The sequence below is a fragment of the Microbacterium sp. FG3 genome, assembly GCF_057809335.1.
The window spans coordinates 77,404-94,843 of sequence record NZ_JBMDJT010000006.1 but is presented as its reverse complement, the minus strand read 5'-3'; the positions used below and the strand labels follow the sequence as shown (position 1 = coordinate 94,843).

Annotated in this window: 23 protein-coding genes and 1 pseudogene; 12 read left to right on the top strand and 12 right to left on the bottom strand. The window is 68.7% G+C overall.

Translation table 11 applies throughout. The features are described 5' to 3' along the window. Nucleotides 1–3: 3 nt before the first annotated feature. Complete coding sequence (locus tag ACODR5_RS03805) at nucleotides 4–444, bottom strand: nitroreductase family deazaflavin-dependent oxidoreductase (RefSeq protein ID WP_488982777.1); 441 nt, start codon at nucleotides 442–444, stop codon at nucleotides 4–6. 69 nt (nucleotides 445–513) lie between these two features. Here ACODR5_RS03805 and ACODR5_RS03800 point away from each other — a divergent pair, with 69 nt between their 5' ends. Next, on the top strand, nucleotides 514–951 hold the full coding sequence (locus ACODR5_RS03800) for a nitroreductase family deazaflavin-dependent oxidoreductase (protein ID WP_488982776.1): 438 nt from the start codon (nucleotides 514–516) through the stop codon (nucleotides 949–951). Nucleotides 952–1,038: 87 nt separating this feature from the next. On the opposite strand, the gene sucD is transcribed toward ACODR5_RS03800, so the two are convergent. The 3 genes from sucD to ACODR5_RS03785 all read right to left on the bottom strand — a co-directional run bounded on the left by sucD (nucleotide 1,039) and on the right by ACODR5_RS03785 (nucleotide 3,493). Next, nucleotides 1,039–1,941, bottom strand: coding sequence for a succinate--CoA ligase subunit alpha (gene sucD, locus ACODR5_RS03795; RefSeq protein WP_449853470.1), 903 nt, complete (start codon nucleotides 1,939–1,941; stop codon nucleotides 1,039–1,041). Between the two features lie 27 nt (nucleotides 1,942–1,968). After that, on the bottom strand, nucleotides 1,969–3,135 hold the full coding sequence (gene sucC / locus ACODR5_RS03790) for an ADP-forming succinate--CoA ligase subunit beta (protein WP_460815918.1): 1,167 nt from the start codon (nucleotides 3,133–3,135) through the stop codon (nucleotides 1,969–1,971). Between the two features lie 190 nt (nucleotides 3,136–3,325). Then, the gene (locus ACODR5_RS03785; protein WP_449853472.1) at nucleotides 3,326–3,493 is read right to left on the bottom strand and encodes a hypothetical protein; all 168 of its coding nucleotides are present in this window, start codon (nucleotides 3,491–3,493) and stop codon (nucleotides 3,326–3,328) included. Between the two features lie 164 nt (nucleotides 3,494–3,657). Here ACODR5_RS03785 and ACODR5_RS03780 point away from each other — a divergent pair, with 164 nt between their 5' ends. Both ACODR5_RS03780 and ACODR5_RS03775 read left to right on the top strand, forming a co-directional pair. Next, nucleotides 3,658–4,884, top strand: a complete 1,227-nt coding sequence (locus ACODR5_RS03780; protein WP_488982775.1) for an acyl-CoA dehydrogenase family protein — start codon at nucleotides 3,658–3,660, stop codon at nucleotides 4,882–4,884. Nucleotides 4,885–4,934: 50 nt separating this feature from the next. Then, nucleotides 4,935–5,042: pseudogene (locus tag ACODR5_RS03775) on the top strand (ATP-dependent DNA ligase); the annotation flags it as partial. Nucleotides 5,043–5,074: 32 nt separating this feature from the next. Here ACODR5_RS03775 and ACODR5_RS03770 read toward each other — a convergent pair. The 4 genes from ACODR5_RS03770 to ACODR5_RS03755 all read right to left on the bottom strand — a co-directional run bounded on the left by ACODR5_RS03770 (nucleotide 5,075) and on the right by ACODR5_RS03755 (nucleotide 9,178). After that, nucleotides 5,075–5,974, bottom strand: coding sequence for a F510_1955 family glycosylhydrolase (locus tag ACODR5_RS03770; RefSeq protein ID WP_488982774.1), 900 nt, complete (start codon nucleotides 5,972–5,974; stop codon nucleotides 5,075–5,077). Nucleotides 5,975–6,051: 77 nt separating this feature from the next. Further along, entirely contained in the window at nucleotides 6,052–6,660 is a 609-nt protein-coding gene (locus tag ACODR5_RS03765; protein WP_488982773.1) for a DUF305 domain-containing protein, read from the bottom strand. A gap of 69 nt (nucleotides 6,661–6,729) precedes the next feature. After that, nucleotides 6,730–7,191: a DUF6153 family protein gene (locus tag ACODR5_RS03760; protein WP_488982772.1), complete on the bottom strand. Its 462-nt coding sequence runs from the start codon at nucleotides 7,189–7,191 to the stop codon at nucleotides 6,730–6,732. 43 nt (nucleotides 7,192–7,234) lie between these two features. Further along, nucleotides 7,235–9,178 (bottom strand): heavy metal translocating P-type ATPase, encoded by a 1,944-nt coding sequence (locus tag ACODR5_RS03755; RefSeq protein WP_488982787.1) that lies wholly within the window; start codon nucleotides 9,176–9,178, stop codon nucleotides 7,235–7,237. Nucleotides 9,179–9,208: 30 nt separating this feature from the next. On the opposite strand from ACODR5_RS03755, the gene ACODR5_RS03750 reads away from it, so the two are divergent. Further along, a complete protein-coding gene (locus ACODR5_RS03750; protein ID WP_488982771.1) occupies nucleotides 9,209–9,517 on the top strand; it encodes a hypothetical protein in 309 nt (102 codons plus the stop codon). A 15-nt stretch (nucleotides 9,518–9,532) separates the two neighbouring features. Here the strand turns inward: ACODR5_RS03750 and ACODR5_RS03745 are convergent, their stop codons facing one another. Then, nucleotides 9,533–10,015 carry a cation transporter gene (locus ACODR5_RS03745; protein WP_488982770.1) on the bottom strand — a complete coding sequence of 161 codons (483 nt, stop codon included), beginning with the start codon at nucleotides 10,013–10,015 and terminating at the stop codon, nucleotides 9,533–9,535. Between the two features lie 113 nt (nucleotides 10,016–10,128). Here ACODR5_RS03745 and ACODR5_RS03740 point away from each other — a divergent pair, with 113 nt between their 5' ends. Together ACODR5_RS03740 and ACODR5_RS03735 are read left to right on the top strand one after the other, a co-directional pair. Next, nucleotides 10,129–10,533, top strand: a complete 405-nt coding sequence (locus ACODR5_RS03740) for a four-helix bundle copper-binding protein (protein WP_460815906.1) — start codon at nucleotides 10,129–10,131, stop codon at nucleotides 10,531–10,533. Beyond that, on the top strand, nucleotides 10,530–11,051 hold the full coding sequence (locus ACODR5_RS03735; protein ID WP_233441183.1) for a DUF305 domain-containing protein: 522 nt from the start codon (nucleotides 10,530–10,532) through the stop codon (nucleotides 11,049–11,051). Before ACODR5_RS03740 ends, ACODR5_RS03735 begins: the two co-directional genes overlap by 4 nt. A gap of 207 nt (nucleotides 11,052–11,258) precedes the next feature. Here the strand turns inward: ACODR5_RS03735 and ACODR5_RS03730 are convergent, their stop codons facing one another. Further along, nucleotides 11,259–11,555: a metal-sensitive transcriptional regulator gene (locus ACODR5_RS03730; protein ID WP_055988447.1), complete on the bottom strand. Its 297-nt coding sequence runs from the start codon at nucleotides 11,553–11,555 to the stop codon at nucleotides 11,259–11,261. A gap of 105 nt (nucleotides 11,556–11,660) precedes the next feature. Here ACODR5_RS03730 and ACODR5_RS03725 point away from each other — a divergent pair, with 105 nt between their 5' ends. Genes ACODR5_RS03725 through ACODR5_RS03710 form a run of 4 tightly spaced genes read left to right on the top strand, consistent with a single transcriptional unit; the run spans nucleotide 11,661 to nucleotide 13,821 of the window. Beyond that, nucleotides 11,661–11,846: a DUF8730 family Cys-rich protein gene (locus ACODR5_RS03725; RefSeq protein ID WP_055988449.1), complete on the top strand. Its 186-nt coding sequence runs from the start codon at nucleotides 11,661–11,663 to the stop codon at nucleotides 11,844–11,846. Between the two features lie 15 nt (nucleotides 11,847–11,861). Then, nucleotides 11,862–12,224: a thioredoxin gene (gene trxA, locus ACODR5_RS03720; protein ID WP_055988450.1), complete on the top strand. Its 363-nt coding sequence runs from the start codon at nucleotides 11,862–11,864 to the stop codon at nucleotides 12,222–12,224. 37 nt (nucleotides 12,225–12,261) lie between these two features. Next, a complete protein-coding gene (locus ACODR5_RS03715; RefSeq protein WP_488982769.1) occupies nucleotides 12,262–12,378 on the top strand; it encodes a hypothetical protein in 117 nt (38 codons plus the stop codon). A 30-nt stretch (nucleotides 12,379–12,408) separates the two neighbouring features. Then, nucleotides 12,409–13,821 carry an MBL fold metallo-hydrolase gene (locus ACODR5_RS03710; protein ID WP_055988452.1) on the top strand — a complete coding sequence of 471 codons (1,413 nt, stop codon included), beginning with the start codon at nucleotides 12,409–12,411 and terminating at the stop codon, nucleotides 13,819–13,821. Nucleotides 13,822–13,857: 36 nt separating this feature from the next. Here ACODR5_RS03710 and ACODR5_RS03705 read toward each other — a convergent pair whose 3' ends face one another. Beyond that, nucleotides 13,858–14,994 carry an ATP-dependent DNA ligase gene (locus ACODR5_RS03705; RefSeq protein WP_488982768.1) on the bottom strand — a complete coding sequence of 379 codons (1,137 nt, stop codon included), beginning with the start codon at nucleotides 14,992–14,994 and terminating at the stop codon, nucleotides 13,858–13,860. On the opposite strand from ACODR5_RS03705, the gene ACODR5_RS03700 reads away from it, so the two are divergent. Beyond that, a complete protein-coding gene (locus ACODR5_RS03700) occupies nucleotides 14,993–15,481 on the top strand; it encodes a hypothetical protein (RefSeq protein WP_460815900.1) in 489 nt (162 codons plus the stop codon). The genes ACODR5_RS03705 and ACODR5_RS03700 overlap by 2 nt on opposite strands. Before the next feature lie 173 nt (nucleotides 15,482–15,654). Here the strand turns inward: ACODR5_RS03700 and ACODR5_RS03695 are convergent, their stop codons facing one another. Next, nucleotides 15,655–16,863, bottom strand: coding sequence for a RimK family alpha-L-glutamate ligase (locus ACODR5_RS03695; protein WP_460815898.1), 1,209 nt, complete (start codon nucleotides 16,861–16,863; stop codon nucleotides 15,655–15,657). 38 nt (nucleotides 16,864–16,901) lie between these two features. Between ACODR5_RS03695 and ACODR5_RS03690 the strand changes: the two genes are divergently transcribed. Beyond that, nucleotides 16,902–17,420 carry an ATP-dependent zinc protease family protein gene (locus ACODR5_RS03690; RefSeq protein WP_460815896.1) on the top strand — a complete coding sequence of 173 codons (519 nt, stop codon included), beginning with the start codon at nucleotides 16,902–16,904 and terminating at the stop codon, nucleotides 17,418–17,420. Nucleotides 17,421–17,440: the final 20 nt, after the last annotated feature.

The following is a 17,440-nucleotide window of genomic DNA, read 5'->3' as shown; positions in this document are numbered from 1 at the left end:
GTGTCAGTCCTCGGTGGGCTCGAGCAAGAAGACGGCGATCCTGCGATCCGTCTTCTTCTGGTACTCGGCGTAGTCGGGCCACACGGCGACCGCGCGCTCCCACCACTCGTCGTACTCGGCGCCGTCGAGCTCGCGCGCGAGGTAGTCGCGCTTGACCGCGCCGTCCTGCAGCTCGACGTGCGGGTTCGCGCGCAGGTTGAAGTACCACTGCGGCGGCTCCGGGGCCCCGCCCTTCGACGCCACGACGGCGTAGCGGCCCTCGTGCTCGACCCGCATGAGCGCGGTCTTGCGCAGGCCGCCGCTCTTGGCACCCACGGTCGTCAGCACGATGACCGGCACCCCGCGCAGCGTGTTCGCCTCGGCACCGTTCGTCGCTTCGTATGTCTCGGCCTGCGTGCGAGCCCATTCGGCGGTGCTCGGCAGGTACTCACCCTTCAGCGGCATGACTCCAGCGTAGGACGAATGCGAGGCACCCGATTCCTCCCCGCCGGACGGAGGCCCCAGCCTGACCTCATGACGGGCACCTATCGGCTCACTCCCCTGCGGCGACGGATCGACCGGATCATGGCCGCGCTCGGGCGGCGCGGACTCGCGCCCGGTGGCGTGGCATCGCTCACCGTCGCCGGCCGCGCCACGGGCGAGCCGCGCACCGTGCCCGTGACGCCGATCCTCGTGAACGGGCGCCGGTACCTCGTCGCGCCGTACGGACCGGTCGGGTGGGTCCACAACCTGCGCGCGGCCGGGGAGGCGACGCTGCACCGCGGCTCGCGCGTCGAGCGCGTCCGCGCCGAGGAGCTCGACACCCGCGCCGCGGCCCCCGTGCTGAAGGCGTACGTGCGCCAGGTGCCGATCGTCCGCCCGCACGTGGCGGCGGCTCCGGCCGCCGACCTCGCGGCGTTCGAGGAGATCGCGCCGGCTCACCCGGTGTTCGCGATCACGCCCGTCGGCTGACCCGGCGCGAGCGCGAGCGCGGGCACCGCCCCCCGGACGCGACGAAGGCCCCGCCCGGATCGGGCGAGGCCTTCGTGCGAGTGAGACTTACAGCGACTGCATGATCTCGCGCATGAGCGCGGCGGTCTCGCTGGGGGTCTTGCCGACCTTGACGCCGGCGGCCTCGAGGGCCTCCTTCTTCGCGGCGGCGGTACCGGCCGAGCCCGAGACGATCGCGCCGGCGTGGCCCATCGTCTTGCCCTCGGGGGCCGTGAAGCCCGCGACGTAGCCGACGACCGGCTTGGTGACGTTGGCCTTGATGTACTCGGCCGCGCGCTCCTCGGCGTCGCCGCCGATCTCGCCGATCATGACGATCGCCTTGGTCTCGGGGTCGTTCTCGAACGCCTCGAGCGCGTCGATGTGCGTCGTGCCGATGACCGGGTCGCCGCCGATGCCGATGGCGGTCGAGAAGCCGAAGTCCTTCAGCTCGAACATCATCTGGTAGGTCAGCGTGCCCGACTTCGACACGAGGCCGATGGGGCCCTTGCCCGTGATGTTGGCCGGCGTGATGCCCGCGAGCGCCTCGCCCGGCGTGATGATGCCGGGGCAGTTCGGCCCGATGATGCGCGTCTTGTTGCCCTTGGCCTTGGCGTGCGCCCAGGCCTCGGCGGTGTCGCCGACGGGCACGCCCTCGGTGATGACAACGAGCAGCGGGATCTCGGCGTCGATGGCCTCGATCATCGCGGCCTTCGTGAAGGCCGGCGGCACGAAGGCGACCGACACGTCGGCGCCCGTCTGCTCCATGGCCTCCTTGACCGATCCGAAGACCGGCAGCTCGACCTCGCCGACGCCCGGCTTCTCGTGCGTCACGGTGGTGCCGGCCTTGCGCGCGTTCACGCCGCCGACGATGTTGGTGCCCGCCTTGAGCATGAGCGCCGTGTGCTTGGTGCCCTCGCCGCCGGTGATGCCCTGGACGATGACCTTGGAGTCCTTGTTGAGGTAGATCGACATCTGTCTAGTCCTTTTCGATCCGGGGGCTCAGGCGTTCGCCAGCTCGGCGGCCTTGTCGGCGCCCTCGTCCATGCCTGCGGCGAGGGTGACGAGCGGGTGGTTCGCGGCGGCGAGGATGGCGCGGCCCTCCTCGACCTGGTTGCCGTCGAGGCGCACGACGAGCGGCTTGGTGGCCGCGTCGCCGAGGATCTCGAGGGCCTTCACGATGCCCTCCGCGACGGCCACGCACGAGGTGATGCCGCCGAAGACGTTCACGAACACGCTCTTGACCTGCTCGTCGCCGAGGATGACGTCGAGGCCGTTGGCCATGACCTGCGCGTTCGCGCCGCCGCCGATGTCGAGGAAGTTGGCCGGCTTCACGCCGCCGTGCTTCTCGCCCGCGTAGGCGACGACGTCGAGGGTCGACATGACCAGCCCCGCGCCGTTGCCGATGATGCCCACCTGACCGTCGAGCTTGACGTAGTTGAGGCCGTTCGCCTTGGCCTTGGCCTCGAGCGGATCGGCGGCGCCCTTGTCCTCGAGCTCCTCGTGCTCGGGGTGGCGCACCTCGGTGCCGTTGTCGTCGAGGGTGACCTTGCCGTCGAGGGCGATGATGTCACCGGCGCCGGTGCGGACGAGCGGGTTCACCTCGACGAGCGTGGCGTCCTCGCCCTTGTACACGTCGTAGAGCTTGACGAAGACGTCCGAGACCTTCTCGACGAGGTCCTCGGGGAAGTCCGCGGCGCGGGCGATCTCGACGGCCTTGGCCTTGTCGATGCCCTGCAGCGGGTCGACCTCGACCCGCGCGAGCGCCTCGGGCTTCTCGACGGCGAGCTGCTCGATCTCCATGCCGCCCTCGACGCTGCACAGCGACAGGTACGAGCGGTTCGCGCGGTCCAGCAGCACCGAGAAGTAGAACTCCTCGGCGATGTCGGCGCCCTGGGCGACCATGACGCGCTTGACGACGTGGCCCTTGATGTCGAGGCCGAGGATCGCCTTGGCCGCCTCGTACGCCTCATCGGGGGTCTTCGCGACCTTGACGCCGCCCGCCTTGCCGCGACCGCCGGTCTTCACCTGGGCCTTGACGACGACCACTCCGCCGATCTTCTCCGCCGCTGCCTTCACCTCCTCGGGGGTGTCGGCGACGATGCCGGCGAGCACCGGCACCTCGTACTTCTCGAAAAGGTCTCGAGCCTGGTACTCGTAGAGATCCACGTTGCAATCCTTATGTGGGCGACAGGGCCAGAGGCGTGGAAAACGTCTCGACGTCGAGCGAACTCGACCAAGACCCCAGCGTACTATCCCGCCGCGACGCGCCCGAACCCGCGAACCAGCCGCAGACACCGCGGCGACACGACGAACGCACCCGTCCCCGTGGGGCGCGGGTGCGTTCGGAGGGTCTGCGTCAGCGCTGTTCCTTGGCGCCGGAGCGCGCGTGGATGGGCAGCGCCATGGCGGCGCACACGAGCAGGATGCCGAGCGCGAAGACGACGGCCTGGAACGAGGGCACCATGAACGCGACGGCGAACGCCGCGAAGCCGGCGAGGAAGAGGATGCAGCTGATCAGGAACATCGCGCGCCTTTCTGGAAGTCTCCGACGATCCTACCGTGCGCGCGCAGGGGCATCCGGCTGTCGGATTCGCACAAACGGCGTGCGCGCGCCCACGCCGCGCCCTACCGTGTGGGCATGCCTGCGACGGGTGGAATGCCCTGCACCGACCGAACGGAGTGAGCAACGTGGCCACCGAGCTTCCCGGCGACCGTACCGAGCCGTACGACGTCACCTCTCCCCTCGACACCGACTACTACGCCGTCTTCGCCGACGTCTCCGGCGCGGATCGCGACGCGTGGGAGCGCGCGCGCACGCTCGTCGGCGAGTACTCGGATCGGATGGCGCAGGCGTGGGATCGCGCCGAGTACCCCGTGGAGGTGCTGCCGCGGATGGGCGAGCTGCACCTGCTCGGCGACGGCGTGGAGCACCCCGACCTCACGCCGATGTCGCCGCTCGCGGCCGGCCTGGTGAACATGGAGCTCTCGCGCGGCGACGGCTCGCTCGGCACGATCCTCGCGGTGCAGGGCGGCCTGGCCCTGCGCACCCTCGTCTTCTACGGCAGCGACGTGCAGAAGGACCGCTGGCTGCGCCCGCTGGCCACCGGAGGGGTGCTCGGGTCCTTCGCGCTCACCGAGCCGGTGCACGGATCCGACTCCACGTCGCTCGAGACGGTGGCGCGACGCGACGGCGGCGACTGGGTGATCTCGGGCGCGAAGAAGTGGATCGGCAACGGCGCCTCGGGCGGCATCACGTTCGTGTGGGCGCGGATCGACGACGAGACCGATACCGACCACGGCCAGGTCGGCTGCTTCCTCGTGGAGCAGGACGCGCCCGGCTACACCGGCACGGTGATCGAGGGCAAGGTCTCGCTGCGCGCGATCCACCAGGCGCACATCCGCCTCGACGGCGTGCGGGTGCCGGGCGATGCCCGCCTGCCCGGTGCGCACTCGTTCAAGGACACCTCGCGCGTGCTGTTCGCCACCCGATCCGGCGTGGCCTGGTCGGCGCTCGGCCACGCCACGGCGTGCTTCGAGACCGCGCTGGCGTACTCGACGCAGCGCGAGCAGTTCGGCAAGCCGCTCGCGCGGTTCCAGATGGTGCAGGAGCGCCTCACGCAGATGCTGGCCGAGCTCACGGCCATGCAGCTGTACTGCCGCCGCCTGGCCGACGTCGAGGCGTCCGGCGCCCTGCGGCCCACCCAGGCGTCGCTGGCGAAGTACCACAACACCCGCGCTGCGCGCCGGATCGCGCAGACCGCCCGCGACGTGCTGGGCGGCAACGGCATCCTGCTCGAGAACCGCGTCATCCAGCACATGGCCGACATCGAGGCGATCCACACCTACGAGGGCACCGAGAGCGTGCAGGCCCTGCTGATCGGCCGCGACCTCACGGGCATGGGCGCCTTCGCCTGACCGACCCGGCGCCCCTGGTCACGGGGCATCGCCGGCGGCAGGATGGGCGCATGCCCCACGACATCCCCGCGCCGATGCTCGCCAAGGCCGTGCCGGCGATCCCGGATCCGGCGAAGCACCCCGGCGGCCTGCTGTTCGAGCCGAAGTGGGACGGGTTCCTTCACTGAACCCGGGAAGGCCCGGTTGGACGTCAAGTGTGCGGCTCCGGGCGGAAGATCTCTTCCCAGGTGGTACCGAAGTCACGTGTCGTGACCACGCCACGTTGGTCGACGAGGGCGATCTCGTCGCCCGGCGTGACGGTGAGGGCCTGGGCGACACCTTCGTACTCGCCTCCGGTGGCCCACTCGCCGCTGGGGAGCTGGTAGACGAGTGTGTTGTCGAAGCTGGTGCCGACCAGTAGCCCCAGGCTGTTCGTCGCGATCAGAACCATCCGCGGCGCAGTCTCGTCGAGCTCGAACGTCGCACCCGCGTCACGGCTGACATAGAGCCCTTCGGGAGTGGTCGCGTAGACGGTGTCGGAATCGTCGGGGTCGGCGAGCATGTCGCGTGCGTCGACGCCGACTCCGTCGTTCCAGGTGCGCCCGCCGTCGTCGGAGCGGTAGACGATGCCGAAGTTGTTCGCGTAGATGCGATTCGGATCGGATTCGCTGATGGCGAGGTCGTGGAAGTCGGCCTCACCGGTGAATGCGACGTTCGTCCAGGTGCGGGCGTTGTCGTCGGAGCGGATGAGGCCGAGATTCTGGCCGGCGAAGTGGTCGGGGCTGTTCGGCCCGGGGTGTCCGGAGGCATAGAGCTGACCGTCGACGGCGGTGAACCCCATGGCGTCGAAGTCGTTGCCGGCGACCGGTCCGCTGAGCTCCGCCGAGCGGGTGAGGGCGTCGAGTTGGTAGATGCCGCCGTGGCTGGCGATGAGCAGACCGCCCGTCTCGGGGTCGGAGGCGAGCCCGTGGATGTGCTCGAGGGCCACCTTGGTGTCGTGGTCGGGGTCCTCGGCTCGGATCAGAGCGCAGCCGGTGAAGAGGGGCGCAGTCAGGGCGAGGGCGGCGAAGGCGGCCAGGCGCCGTCGGGGAATGGCGGGGGTGAAAGGCATGGGAGATCTCCGGAATGGTTTGGGCAGGGCGAAGCCGGTGACCACCCGGACGGGGTGGCCACCGGCGCGGCGGGTGCTCACAGCTGGGCGAGCAGCTCCTGCATCTCGGTGATCTCGGCGGTCTGGTCCTCGACGATCTTCTGCGCGAGGGCGACGGCGTCGGGGTTCTGGCCGTTGTCGATCTGGGCCTGAGCCATGTCGATCGCGCCCTGGTGGTGCATGATCATCTGCTCCAGGAACAGGCTCGATGCGCTTTCGCCGTCGGCTTCCTCGAGGGCGGCCATGTCCTCTTCGGACATCATGCCGCCGCCGTGGTCCATCCCACCCATGTCGGTGTCCTGGCCCCAGTCTTCGAGCCACTGGTTCATGGTCTCGATCTCCGGGCCCTGAGCGGCCTTGATGCGCTCGGCAAGCGCGACGACGTCCGGGTGAACCCCGTCCTTGGCCAGCAGAGTGTCGGACATCTCGATGGCCTGCTGGTGGTGCATGACCATCTCCATCGCGAACGTCACGTCCGCGTCGTTGAACACCGCGCCACTGGCCTCAGCGGAGGCGCTGGGCGAGCTGCTGGTGCCGCTGCCGTGGTCCATGCCTTCCATATCGGAGCCACCGGTGTCGCTGCAACCGGTCAGGACGAGCGCGGTCGCGAGGATGCCGGCGTGGAATGCAATCGTGCGGATCTTCATGAGGGTCTGTCTCCTAAGTCGTTGTTGAGGGGCGTGCCGAAGCACGGGATCTGCGACAGCAGATGACCCTCAGGTGCGACTGATGGAGAGGACGTTCAGATCGGGAGGAACCGGCGGCGCCTCCGTGAGCGTCGCCGTGGCATGTGGCGGCGCCTGAGCGCGCGCAATGGTGACGACCCGGCCGGGGCGAATGGCGAGGACGATGCTGACGGCGAGCAGGGCGAGCACGCACGCCATGAACGCCATCGCGTCCATGCCGCCCCCGCAGTCGCCCTCAGCGCAGGGATCCGCCGCGGAATGATCACCGGCTGTAGCCGCGTCCGGGCTCGCGACGTCGACCGTCGCGGGCTCACCGCCATGGTGCGTGCTCTCGCTGATCACCACGGGAGCGTGGTGGGTGCTGCCGCTGCTGAGCACGTGCATGCCGACGAGGCCAATCAGCACCCCGATGACGGCCGCGGCGGTGAGTAGGAAGGTGCGCGCCAGTGTGGCGCTCGGATGCATCGCCTGGCGCAGCGTCATCACGCTCATCAGCGCACCTCCCTTCCCGCTCACAATCTACGAAACCCGCCTGTCAGGCACCACGCAAGACCGCTGCAGCGGTGATCTCGGGGCGCATGTCCAGCCGGCGCAACAGCTGCGCGTTCAGCGCGACGACGATCGTCGACAGCGACATCAGGATCGCCCCGACCGACATCGGGAGCACGAACCCGAACGGGGCGAGCACCCCGGCGGCGAGCGGGACGGCGATCAGGTTGTAACCGGCAGCCCACCACAGGTTCTGCTTCATCTTCCGGTAGCTTGCCCGCGACAGCTCCATCACCGACAGCACCGATCGCGGGTCGTCGCTGGCGAGGATGACACCGGCGGAGGCGATCGCGACGTCGGTGCCCGCACCGATCGCTACACCCACGTCGGCCTGGGCGAGGGCGGGAGCGTCGTTGACGCCGTCGCCGACCATCACGACCTTGCGACCCTCCTCCTGCAGCTGCTTGACCTTCGAGGCCTTGTCCTCGGGACGCACGCCGGCGAAGAACCGGTCGATGCCAAGCTCCTCGGCCACGGAGGCGGCGACCGCTTCCGCATCGCCGGTGATCATCACGACCTGGACGCCGCGGACGTGGAGCGCCTCGATCGCCTCCCGGGACTCGCTGCGGATCTCATCGGCCAAGCGAAGCGCCCCGGCGACCTGACCGTCGATCAGGATGTGCAGGATGATCGCCCCCTCGCGGCGCCACTCGTCCGCGACGGGCAACTCGGCGGATCCCTCCTGCTCGAGCAGGTAGGGGCCGCCGACCTGTACCAGGTGCCCGTCGACGGTGGCGCGCACGCCGACCGCCGGTGAGGACTCGAACCCGGAGGATCCCGGCACCGCCAGTCGCTTCTCGCTCGCGCCGTTCACGATCGCGCGTGCCAGGGGGTGCTCGGAGTCCGCCTCGGCCGCCGCAGCGAGGGCGAGCAGCCGATCGGCGTCGATCCCGCCGGCGGGGTGCACCGCGGTGACCGCCGGAGCGCCCTTCGTCAGGGTGCCGGTCTTGTCGAACAGGACCGTGTCGATGGTGCGCATACTCTCCAGCGCCAACCGGTCCTTGATGAGCACTCCGCCGCGCGCGGCCCGCTCGGTGGCGATGGACACCACCAGCGGGATCGCCAGGCCCAGAGCGTGGGGGCAGGCGATCACGAGGACGGTGATGGTGCGGACCACGGCCTGATCTGGGAGGCCCAGCAGCGTCCATACCAGCGCGGTGATGACGCCTGCGATCAGGGCGAACCAGAACAGCAGCGCCGCGGCGCGGTCAGCGATTCGCTGCGCGCGGGACGAGGAGTTCTGCGCTTCGGCAACCAGCCGCTGGATGCCGGCGAGGGTGGTGTTCTCTCCGATCGCGGTGATCTCCACGCGCAGGCCCGAATCGGTCGCGACGGTGCCGGCGACGACCTGGTCGCCCTCGGAGCGGCGGACCGGGCGGGATTCGCCGGTGATCATGGCCTCGTCCATGCTCGCGGAGCCCTGCACGACCCGCCCGTCTGCGGGCACGCGGCCGCCCGGGCGGACCACCACGACGTCCCCGACACGCAGGTCGGCGGGGGCGACGGTGACGGTGGTGTCGCCCTCGATGCGCTCGGCCTCGTCCGGCAGCAGCGCGGCGAGGGAGTCCAGCGCGGACGTCGTCTGGGCAAGCGAGCGCATCTCGATCCAGTGCCCCAGCAGCATGATGACGATCAGCAGCGCGAGCTCCCACCAGAAGTCGAGCTCATGGTGCAGGACGCCCAGGCTCGCGCCCCACGAAGCCAGGAACGCGACCGTGATGGCCAGACCGATCAGCAGCATCATCCCGGGCTTGCGGGTGCGCAGCTCGCTGACCGCGCCGGTGAGGAAGGGCGCACCGCCCCACACGTACATCACCGTGCCGAGCACGGGTGAGATCCAGCTCACCCATGCGGCGTCGGGCAGCGCGTAGCCCAGCAGCATGGCGAACATGCCCGAGAACGCCACCACCGGCACGGCGAGGGCGAGCATGATCCAGAACAGGCGGCGGAACTGCCCCACGTGATCACCGTGACCGGCATGCCCGCCATGGCCGACGTGCCCGCCATGACCAGCGTGCGCGGCTTGACCGGGATGCGCGCCGTGATTGTGCTCCGCTTGATCGTGACCGCTGTGGTCCTGGCTGCCGTGCGCTGCCGGTTCGGTCGCGACGGCCTCACGCATCCCTTCGGCAGTCACCTCTGGATCGGCGTGATCCATGGTGTGGCCGTGATGGTCGTGGTGGTCGTGCTTGGTGTGGTCGTGCTGGCTCATCGGAGCCTCCTCTGCGAGTTGCCGCCGCGGGCGGCCGTGGAACCAAGAGTGGGGTGATGGCGCTCGGCCGTGTCAGGCGTCGCTGACGGTGTAGCCGGCCTCAGCGACGGCCGCGCGAAGTGCTGCGGTGTCGACGGGAGCGGAGGTGCGGACGGTGACTGTGGACGTGCCGCCGGCAGCGAGTGCGACGGACACATCGGCCACGCCAGGAACCGCGGACAGCTCTTCGGTGACGCTGGCAATGCAGTGCGCGCACGTCATCCCCTCCACCAGCAGCGTGGCCGACAGTCCCGCTTCCACGGGCAGCTGTTGCGTCGTCGAGGCGCTCGGGGCGGCGCAGCAGGCGCATCCGACGCCGGCGTCCTTGAGACCCAGCTCGACTCGTTCGATCGTCATGATGATGTCCTTCCGGTGACGTGGTTCACGAGCGCACCAGGCGCGCGATGGCGGCGTTGGCTTCGCGGATCTTCTCCTCCGCGCGATCCCCGCGACCTGTCCCTCCGCGCGGCGCAGCCTCTTCAGCAGCGCTTCCTTGTTGTCCGCGTACCCGTGCACGCGCCAATGATACATACCCCCACGGGGTATGCAACCCGGTGGGGGAATCTGTGCCGAGGCCCTACCGTGCCGAGGGTCGGGGAAGCGCCCCGATCGAGGAGAAGGAGGACGATATGACTGTTGCACAGCAGATGCTGACCACACACCCCCGGGCGGGCGCCGGCGCCGACACCGCGGCCTTGGTGCGCTGTATCGAGGCGTGCGTGGAGTGCGCCCAGGCGTGCACCGCGTGCGCAGATGCCTGCCTGAGCGAAGAGATGGTGGCTGACCTGACCGCGTGCATCCGCAAGAACCTCGACTGCGCCGACGTCTGCGCGACGACCGCCGCGGTCCTGTCGCGCCAGACCGGCTCGAACACCGACGTCCTGCGCGCCCAGCTCGAGGCATGCCGCGCGGCCTGTGCGTCGTGCGCGGCCGAGTGCGAGACGCACGCCCAGATGCACGAGCACTGCCGGGTGTGCGCCGAGGCCTGCCGCCGCTGCGAGCAGGCGTGCGCGGAGCTGTTGGGGGCACTGTGAGCCAGGCCGGGCACCACTCCGAGCACGAGGGCATGCCGCACTCGAAGCAGGGCGGGATGCAGCACGGGGGGATGGCGAGCTACGGCAAGCTCGCCATCTCCCTCGCACTCAGCTTCATCGTGATGTACCTGCTCACCTTCGCGATGATCAACGTCTTCGCCGACTTCCTGCCCAACATCAGCAACCTCTACATGGCGCTGATGATGGTGTTCCCGATGGGGATCATCATGATCGCCGTGATGTGGAAGATGTTCCCCAACAAGCCACTCAACATCGGACTGCTCGTCGGCTTCGCCGCGCTGTTCGTGGTGGCGTTCCTCATGGGCCGAGCAGAAGCATTCGTCGGGGATGACCAGTTCCTGCGGTCGATGATCCCGCACCACTCCCGCGCGATCCTCGTCTGCGAGCAGTCCAACATCACCGACTCCGAGATCGTCACGCTGTGTGAGCAGATCGTTCAGTCCCAGCAGGAGGAGATCGACCAGATGAAGGACATCCTCGAGCGGCTCAACGATTGAGAACGCGACCGGCGTCGGCGCCCCACCGCACACCTGGCCCCGACGCGAGCTGGTGGTCGACGTGCTTCACAAGGTTGTCTTCGCCGTCATCACGGGAATCGTCGCAGACCGGATGATCCGACCGCACTTGGTCTCCACCAGGGGGCGAACCAGCCACTGACCAGGGCGACGCGCGAGGCGCGTTAGCACGCCTTCCTTCCGCTAGGGCTATGCGAGGGAGAGGAAGAGTTTCTCGAGTTCTTCGGGGCGTGTGGCATCTTCTGCGTCTGGGTCGGCGAGGCACTCGCGGAGGGCGCTTGAGATGACGAGGAAGCCGGCCCTGTCGAGCGCCTTCGAGACGGCGGCGAGCTGCTGCACGACGTCGCGGCAGTGGGCGTCCTGTTCGACGGCGGTGATGACCGCTGCCAGCTGCCCGTGTGCTCGGCGGAGCCGGTTGACGACCTTGCGCTTTGCCTCCTGGTCGTGCTCCGGTGCCGCGTCCGCGAGTGTGGGTGTGCTTGCCATGAGAGGTCCTTTCGTGAGCCCGAGTTGACAACCAGCATACCCCCGGGGGTATAGTTGGGCTACCGGCGGCGGATACTCCCCCGGGTATAGCGAAGGGGTGCGCAGATGTGCCGAGCAGTGATGTGCCGCACGTGCGGCAAGACGACATGGGCCGGCTGCGGCCAGCATGTCGCGGCGGTGAAGAGCAGCGTCGCGAGCTCCGACTGGTGCGGTGGTCAGCACACCGCCGCGGAGCTGGAGGCGGCACAGGCGAACCGCGGCGGGTTCTGGTCACGCCTGTTCGGACGCTGAGGTCGGAGGACGCGCATGCCTACAAAGAACCTGACTGCTGAGACGTTCGAGAGCACCGTCACCGCCACCGGCATCGTGCTCGTGGACTTCTGGGCTGCCTGGTGCGGCCCGTGCCGCGCCTTCGCGCCCGTGTTCGAGTCCGCCTCGAACCGCCACCGCGACGTGGTGTTCGCAAAGGTCGACACCGAGGCTGAGCCTGAACTCTCGGCGGCTAACCGCATCACCTCGATCCCGACGCTCATGGTGTTCCGCGACGGAGTGCTCGTGTACTCCCAGCCCGGCGCGCTCCCGACACCGCAACTCGAGCTGCTGATCCAGAAGGCGCGTGAACTCGACATGGACGAGGTTCACCGGCAGCTCGCGCAGCGCACCGCCTAACCAACTCACACAGACTAAGAGCCCCGAAAGGAACACCATGTGCGCACGAATCATCTGCCCTGCGTGCGGCAAGCCCACGTGGGACGGCTGCGGCCAGCACATCGAGCAGGCCCTCGCAGGAGTCCCCGAGAACGAGCGCTGCTCATGCAACTGATCACGGATCACGAGGAAAGGAGCGATCGCGATGCTGCTTGAGCGCATCTACGACGAAGACCTCGCACAGGCCAGCTACCTGATCGGCTGCCAGCGCAGCGGCGAGGCCGTCGTGGTGGACCCACGACGCGATATCGGCGCTTATCTGGATCTCGCCGGCAAGCACGGCATGCGCATCGTCGCAGTGACCGAGACGCACATCCATGCCGACTACCTGTCCGGCACGCGCGAGCTCGCTGCGCACACCGGCGCGACCGCGTACGTATCCGACGAGGGCGGCCCGGACTGGACGTATGGGGCAGGCTTCGACACCGCCGTGCGCATGAAGCACGGTCACCAGATCACGCTGGGGAACGTCACGCTGGAAGCCGTTCACACCCCCGGACACACTCCCGAGCACCTGTCCTTCCTCATCACCGACGGCGCTCAGACCAACGAACCCGGCTACATGCTCACGGGCGACTTCGTCTTCGTCGGAGACGTCGGCCGGCCCGACCTGCTCGACGAGGCAGCCGGAGGCGTAGACACCCGCTTCGCAGGCGCCCACGCACTGTTCGCGAGCCTGCGCGATCACTTCCTCACACTTCCCGACTACGTGCAGGTGCTTCCCGCGCACGGATCCGGATCCGCCTGCGGAAAGGCGCTGGGAGCGATCGCCGCCTCCACGGTCGGGTACGAGCGTCGCTTCTCCTGGTGGGGTTCGTACCTCGCCAACGACGACGAGCAGGGCTTCGTCGAGGCGCTGCTGAGCGACCAGCCCGATGCCCACGCCTACTTCGCGCGGATGAAGACACAGAATCGTGTGGGACCGGCCGTGATCGGAGAGTTGCCGACGCTGAGCGAGTACACGACAGCCGAGCTGCTCGTCGCCCTGGCAGAGGATCGGGTGATCTTCGTCGACACCCGTCATCACAGTCAGGTGCACGAAGGAACGGTCGCGCGTTCGCTGAACGTGCCGGGCGAAGCCAAAGCGGCCACCTACGGATCGTGGGTCTACGACCCCGAAACCGAGTTCCGGCCCCTCGTGTTGCTGGCCGACTCCCGGGCCGCCGCAGAGCGGATCCGCGACCACCTCATCCGGGTCGGCATCGACAACGTACAAGGCTTCATCACGACCATCGAGGGTCTTTCATTGGTGCGTCCCAAGACTGTCGCGCCGGATCGGCTCGGTCAGATCGATCGCGCGCTTCTGCTGGATGTGCGCAACCGGACGGAGTTCGCCGCCGGCCACATCCCCGGCGCCGACCAGATGTCCGGCGGTCGCGTCATGTGGCACACCGACGGACTGCCTGAGACCGGCACCATCGTGACTTACTGCCAGAGCGGTGTCCGCAACAGCGTCACCGCGAGTGCCCTGCGGCGGGCCGGCTACGACATCGCCGAACTAGAGGGCAGCTACGCCGCATGGTCGGCGCTACCCGACGCAACCCGACCGGCCGCCTGACTCCCGCGGTGGGACCTCGATGAACTCGGATGATGGTCAACGCCGCGCCCGAGGTGGTCTCGAATCAGACCGACACAACGGTCTCGTATCCGGTTGACATAGCCAGGTGGTGTTAAGCACCTCCGTGAGGCGAAAATCGACCGGCTTCTCGAGCTGCTCGTACGTGCATGTCGTCGGGTCTCGGTCCGGACGCCACCGCCGGAACCTGGCCGTGTGTCGGAACCGGTCTCCCTGCATGTGGTCGTACGCCACTTCGACGACCAGTTCGGGGCGAAGCGGGACGAAGGAGAGGTCTTTGCCCTGGCTCCACCGGCTTTGAGTGCCCGGCATCCGGTCTTCCGTCGCAGTTCCAGCAGCGCCGGGCTGCACCCACGGATGGTCGTCCGTGCCGGCCTCCAGGTGCTTCAGTTCCTCGATCAGCGCCGCCCGCCGCGCTGTCGTGAACGAAGCGGAGACGCCAACATGCTGGAGTCGCCCGCCGTCGTACAGTCCGAGCAGGAGTGACCCGAGGAGCGGCTTGCTCGGTGTCGAGCTCTTGTGAAGCCTGTAACCGGCGACCACGCAGTCGGCTGTGCGCTCGTGCTTCACCTTGAACATCACTCGCTTATCCGGCTGGTACACGGCATCGAGCGGCTTGGCGACGACACCATCCAATCCAGCGCCCTCGAACCGGGTGAACCAGTCCTGCGCGCGGGAGAGCTCGGACGTCTTCGGGGTCAGGTGGATGGGAGCGTCGGCATCGACGAGCGCATCCTCGAGCCGCTGACGGCGCTCTCCAAAAGGAAGCGCCATGAGGTCGTCGTCCTCCTCGGCGAGGAGGTCGAACGCGATGAAGGATGCCGGCGATTGCGCAGCGAGAAGCTTGACGCGGCTGGCTGCAGGGTGAATGCGTTGCTGCAGCAGATCGAAGTCCAACCGCTCACCGCGGATGATGACGATCTCTCCGTCCAGCACGCACCGTTCGGGCGTCGTGTTCTTCAGTGCCTCGACCAGCTCGGGGAAATAGCGGGTCATGGGCTTCTCGTTGCGGCTGCCAAGGATGATCTCGTCGCCGTCGCGGAAGACTATGGTCCTGAATCCATCCCATTTGGGCTCGACGTGCCCCAGATCGGGGATCGACGAGACCGCTTTAGCGAGCATCGGCGCGACGGGCGGCATCACTGGCAGGTCCATGGAAACATCCTGGCCGCATCTGCAGCTTTCGTCGCGATACTCAGCTGCCCGGAACCGCTTCGCTGGCGCGCTGCTTGGCAAGAGCCTCGTCTCGGCGTCGACGGATGTGCACCAAGCTCTCCTCGAGGGCGGCTACCTCGCCGAGCCAGACGTGCCGTCTGGCTTCCTCGAGACGTCCCTCGGCGTTGACCGCCATCTCTTCAAGGCGCGGGCTCTGTCGCGGGTCCACGTCCAGGAAGCGGCATTTCGCGCACGCGCTTTCGTGCACGCACGGCGTCGCGTACGGCCGGTGACAGTCGCCGAGCGCGACCTTGCGCAGCAGGAAGTGCTGCTCGAAGTCGCCCCACTCCGCCTCCGTCGCCTGTCGGAACTCGCCCTCGGGTCGCGCGCCCCGACGCCGTTCGATGAAGCCCTCGACTACGCCACCCCAGCCGAGGTCGAAGCCACCTACTATCAATCACGAGAAGCCGCCCCGGCGCTCACATAGCGATCGGAACAGAACCCAGGGCGGTTCACGCCACCCAAATCGACCGCACCCCACCCCCGCACAAAGCGCCCACTATGTCCTGAGACTCAACCGTCCACTAAGTCCTGAGACTTCACAGTGTGCAGACGCCGCTGTCTCGGCGCACAGATGCTGTCTCGCTGAGAGGGGGCGGATCAGCGGGACGGGGGCGTGCTCATCCACTCCGGGTCGATCTTGGGCAGGCGCTTCACGCGCGGGCGGCGCTTGGGCCGCTCGGGGATGAGCGCGCGCATCTCGTCGACCTTGCCCCAGCACAGCAGCCGGTCCTCGGCCTCGAGCACGAGGCGGCCGGGCGGATTCGGGATGACCGACGAGCCGCGGTGCAGCGTGAGCACCGAGATGTCGCGCTGCCACAGCCCCGACTCGCGCAGCGTCTTGCCGACGAACTCCGCATCGCCGTGCACGACGATCTCGGCCACGCCGTAGCCGGTCGAGACGGCGAGCCGCTCGCGCACGTCGATGTGCGGGAACGCCACCTGGCCCGCGATGTAGTCGATGATCGCGCCCGCCACGTCGAGCCGCGTGGCCGTCTCGATGCCCTGCAGGCCCGGCGAGGAGTTCACCTCCATGACGAGGGGGCCCTCCGCCCCCTCGAGCATGTCGACGCCCGCCACCTTGAGCCCCATGATCTGCGCCGCCCGCACGGCCGTGCGCTCGTACTCCTCATCCAGCTCGACGCGCTCGACCGAGCCGCCGCGGTGCACGTTGGAGCGGAACTCGTCGCCGCTCGCGGAGCGCCGCATCGCCGCAACGACCCGGTCGCCCACGACGAGCGCGCGGATGTCGCGGCCCCTCGACTCCTTCACGAAGCGCTGGATGAGCACGTTCTGGCGCGCGGACTGCAGCGTCTCGATGATCGCCTCGGCCACCTTGTTGTCGGGGGCCAGGATGACGCCGATCCCCTGCGTGCCCTCGATGAGCTTGATGACGACGGGGGCGCCGCCGACGCGCTCGATCGCCGGGATCACGTCGGCGCGGTCGCGCACGAACGCGGTGGCGGGCATCGCGATGCCGTGGCGGGAGAGGATCTGGTTGGCGCGCAGCTTGTCGCGCGAGTTCGAGATGCCGCCGGCGGTGTTGGGCGTGTACACGTCCATCTGCTCGAACTGCCGCACGACGGCCGTGCCGTAGTACGTGATGGAGTTGCCGATGCGCGGCACGATCGCGTCGTAGTCGCGCAGCCGCTTGCCGCGGTACTGCAGATCGGGGTCGTCTCCCGACAGGTCGATCGCGAAGCGCAGGGTGTTGAGCACCTTCACCTCGTGGCCGCGATCGAGCGCGGCGGCGCGCAGTCGCTGGGTGCTGTAGCTGCGCGGCGCGCGGGAGAGGATGGCGATTCTCACGTGGTGATTCCCAGGATTCGGACGGACGGTGCGGTTTGATGGTTGCCGTGCCCCGCTCCCATCATCCACCCTCGCGCCTCGTCGGCTGGCGCGAATGGGTGAGTCTGCCCGGAACGGGCGTGGAGTGGCTCAAGGCCAAGGTCGACACGGGCGCGCAGACCTCGTCGCTGCACGCCTTCGGGCTCAAGGAGTTCACGCGCGACGGCCAGCCGTGGGTGCGCTTCGAGGTGCACCCCTGGCAGCGCAGCTCGGCCGACGCCGTCACGCTGGAGCTTCCCGTGCACGACCGCCGCAGGGTGCGCAGCTCGTCGGGCCACTCGCAGAAGCGCTACGTCGTGCTCATGGACGTGCGCCTGCTCGATGAGGTGATCCGCGCCGAGGTGACCCTCAGCCGCCGCGACGCCATGGGCTTCCGCATGCTCATCGGGCGCGAGCTGCTGCGCAAGGGCTTCCTCGTCGACGCGCATCAGTCCTACCTGGGCGGCAGGCCGCCCAAGGCCGTGCGCCGCGCCAACCGCAGCACCGATGACGCGGAACCGCAGCAGGACGCACCCTGAACGCGGAGCCGTTCCGCAAC

Coding starts and splice junctions, on each gene's coding strand:
- ACODR5_RS03805 (WP_488982777.1), bottom strand. CDS start 444: ATGCCGCTGAAGGGTGAGTACCTGCCGAGCACCGCCGAATGGGCTCGC.
- ACODR5_RS03800 (WP_488982776.1), top strand. CDS start 514: ATGACGGGCACCTATCGGCTCACTCCCCTGCGGCGACGGATCGACCGG.
- sucD (WP_449853470.1), bottom strand. CDS start 1,941: ATGTCGATCTACCTCAACAAGGACTCCAAGGTCATCGTCCAGGGCATC.
- ACODR5_RS03785 (WP_449853472.1), bottom strand. CDS start 3,493: ATGTTCCTGATCAGCTGCATCCTCTTCCTCGCCGGCTTCGCGGCGTTC.
- ACODR5_RS03770 (WP_488982774.1), bottom strand. CDS start 5,974: ATGCCTTTCACCCCCGCCATTCCCCGACGGCGCCTGGCCGCCTTCGCC.
- ACODR5_RS03765 (WP_488982773.1), bottom strand. CDS start 6,660: ATGAAGATCCGCACGATTGCATTCCACGCCGGCATCCTCGCGACCGCG.
- ACODR5_RS03760 (WP_488982772.1), bottom strand. CDS start 7,191: ATGAGCGTGATGACGCTGCGCCAGGCGATGCATCCGAGCGCCACACTG.
- ACODR5_RS03755 (WP_488982787.1), bottom strand. CDS start 9,178: ATGCTCGCCCTCGCCGTGCCGGTGGTGGCGTTCTCGGGCATGTTCGCC.
- ACODR5_RS03740 (WP_460815906.1), top strand. CDS start 10,129: ATGACTGTTGCACAGCAGATGCTGACCACACACCCCCGGGCGGGCGCC.
- ACODR5_RS03730 (WP_055988447.1), bottom strand. CDS start 11,555: ATGGCAAGCACACCCACACTCGCGGACGCGGCACCGGAGCACGACCAG.
- ACODR5_RS03725 (WP_055988449.1), top strand. CDS start 11,661: ATGTGCCGAGCAGTGATGTGCCGCACGTGCGGCAAGACGACATGGGCC.
- trxA (WP_055988450.1), top strand. CDS start 11,862: ATGCCTACAAAGAACCTGACTGCTGAGACGTTCGAGAGCACCGTCACC.
- ACODR5_RS03715 (WP_488982769.1), top strand. CDS start 12,262: ATGTGCGCACGAATCATCTGCCCTGCGTGCGGCAAGCCCACGTGGGAC.
- ACODR5_RS03710 (WP_055988452.1), top strand. CDS start 12,409: ATGCTGCTTGAGCGCATCTACGACGAAGACCTCGCACAGGCCAGCTAC.
- ACODR5_RS03700 (WP_460815900.1), top strand. CDS start 14,993: ATGGAAACATCCTGGCCGCATCTGCAGCTTTCGTCGCGATACTCAGCT.
- ACODR5_RS03705 (WP_488982768.1), bottom strand. CDS start 14,994: ATGGACCTGCCAGTGATGCCGCCCGTCGCGCCGATGCTCGCTAAAGCG.
- ACODR5_RS03690 (WP_460815896.1), top strand. CDS start 16,902: ATGGTTGCCGTGCCCCGCTCCCATCATCCACCCTCGCGCCTCGTCGGC.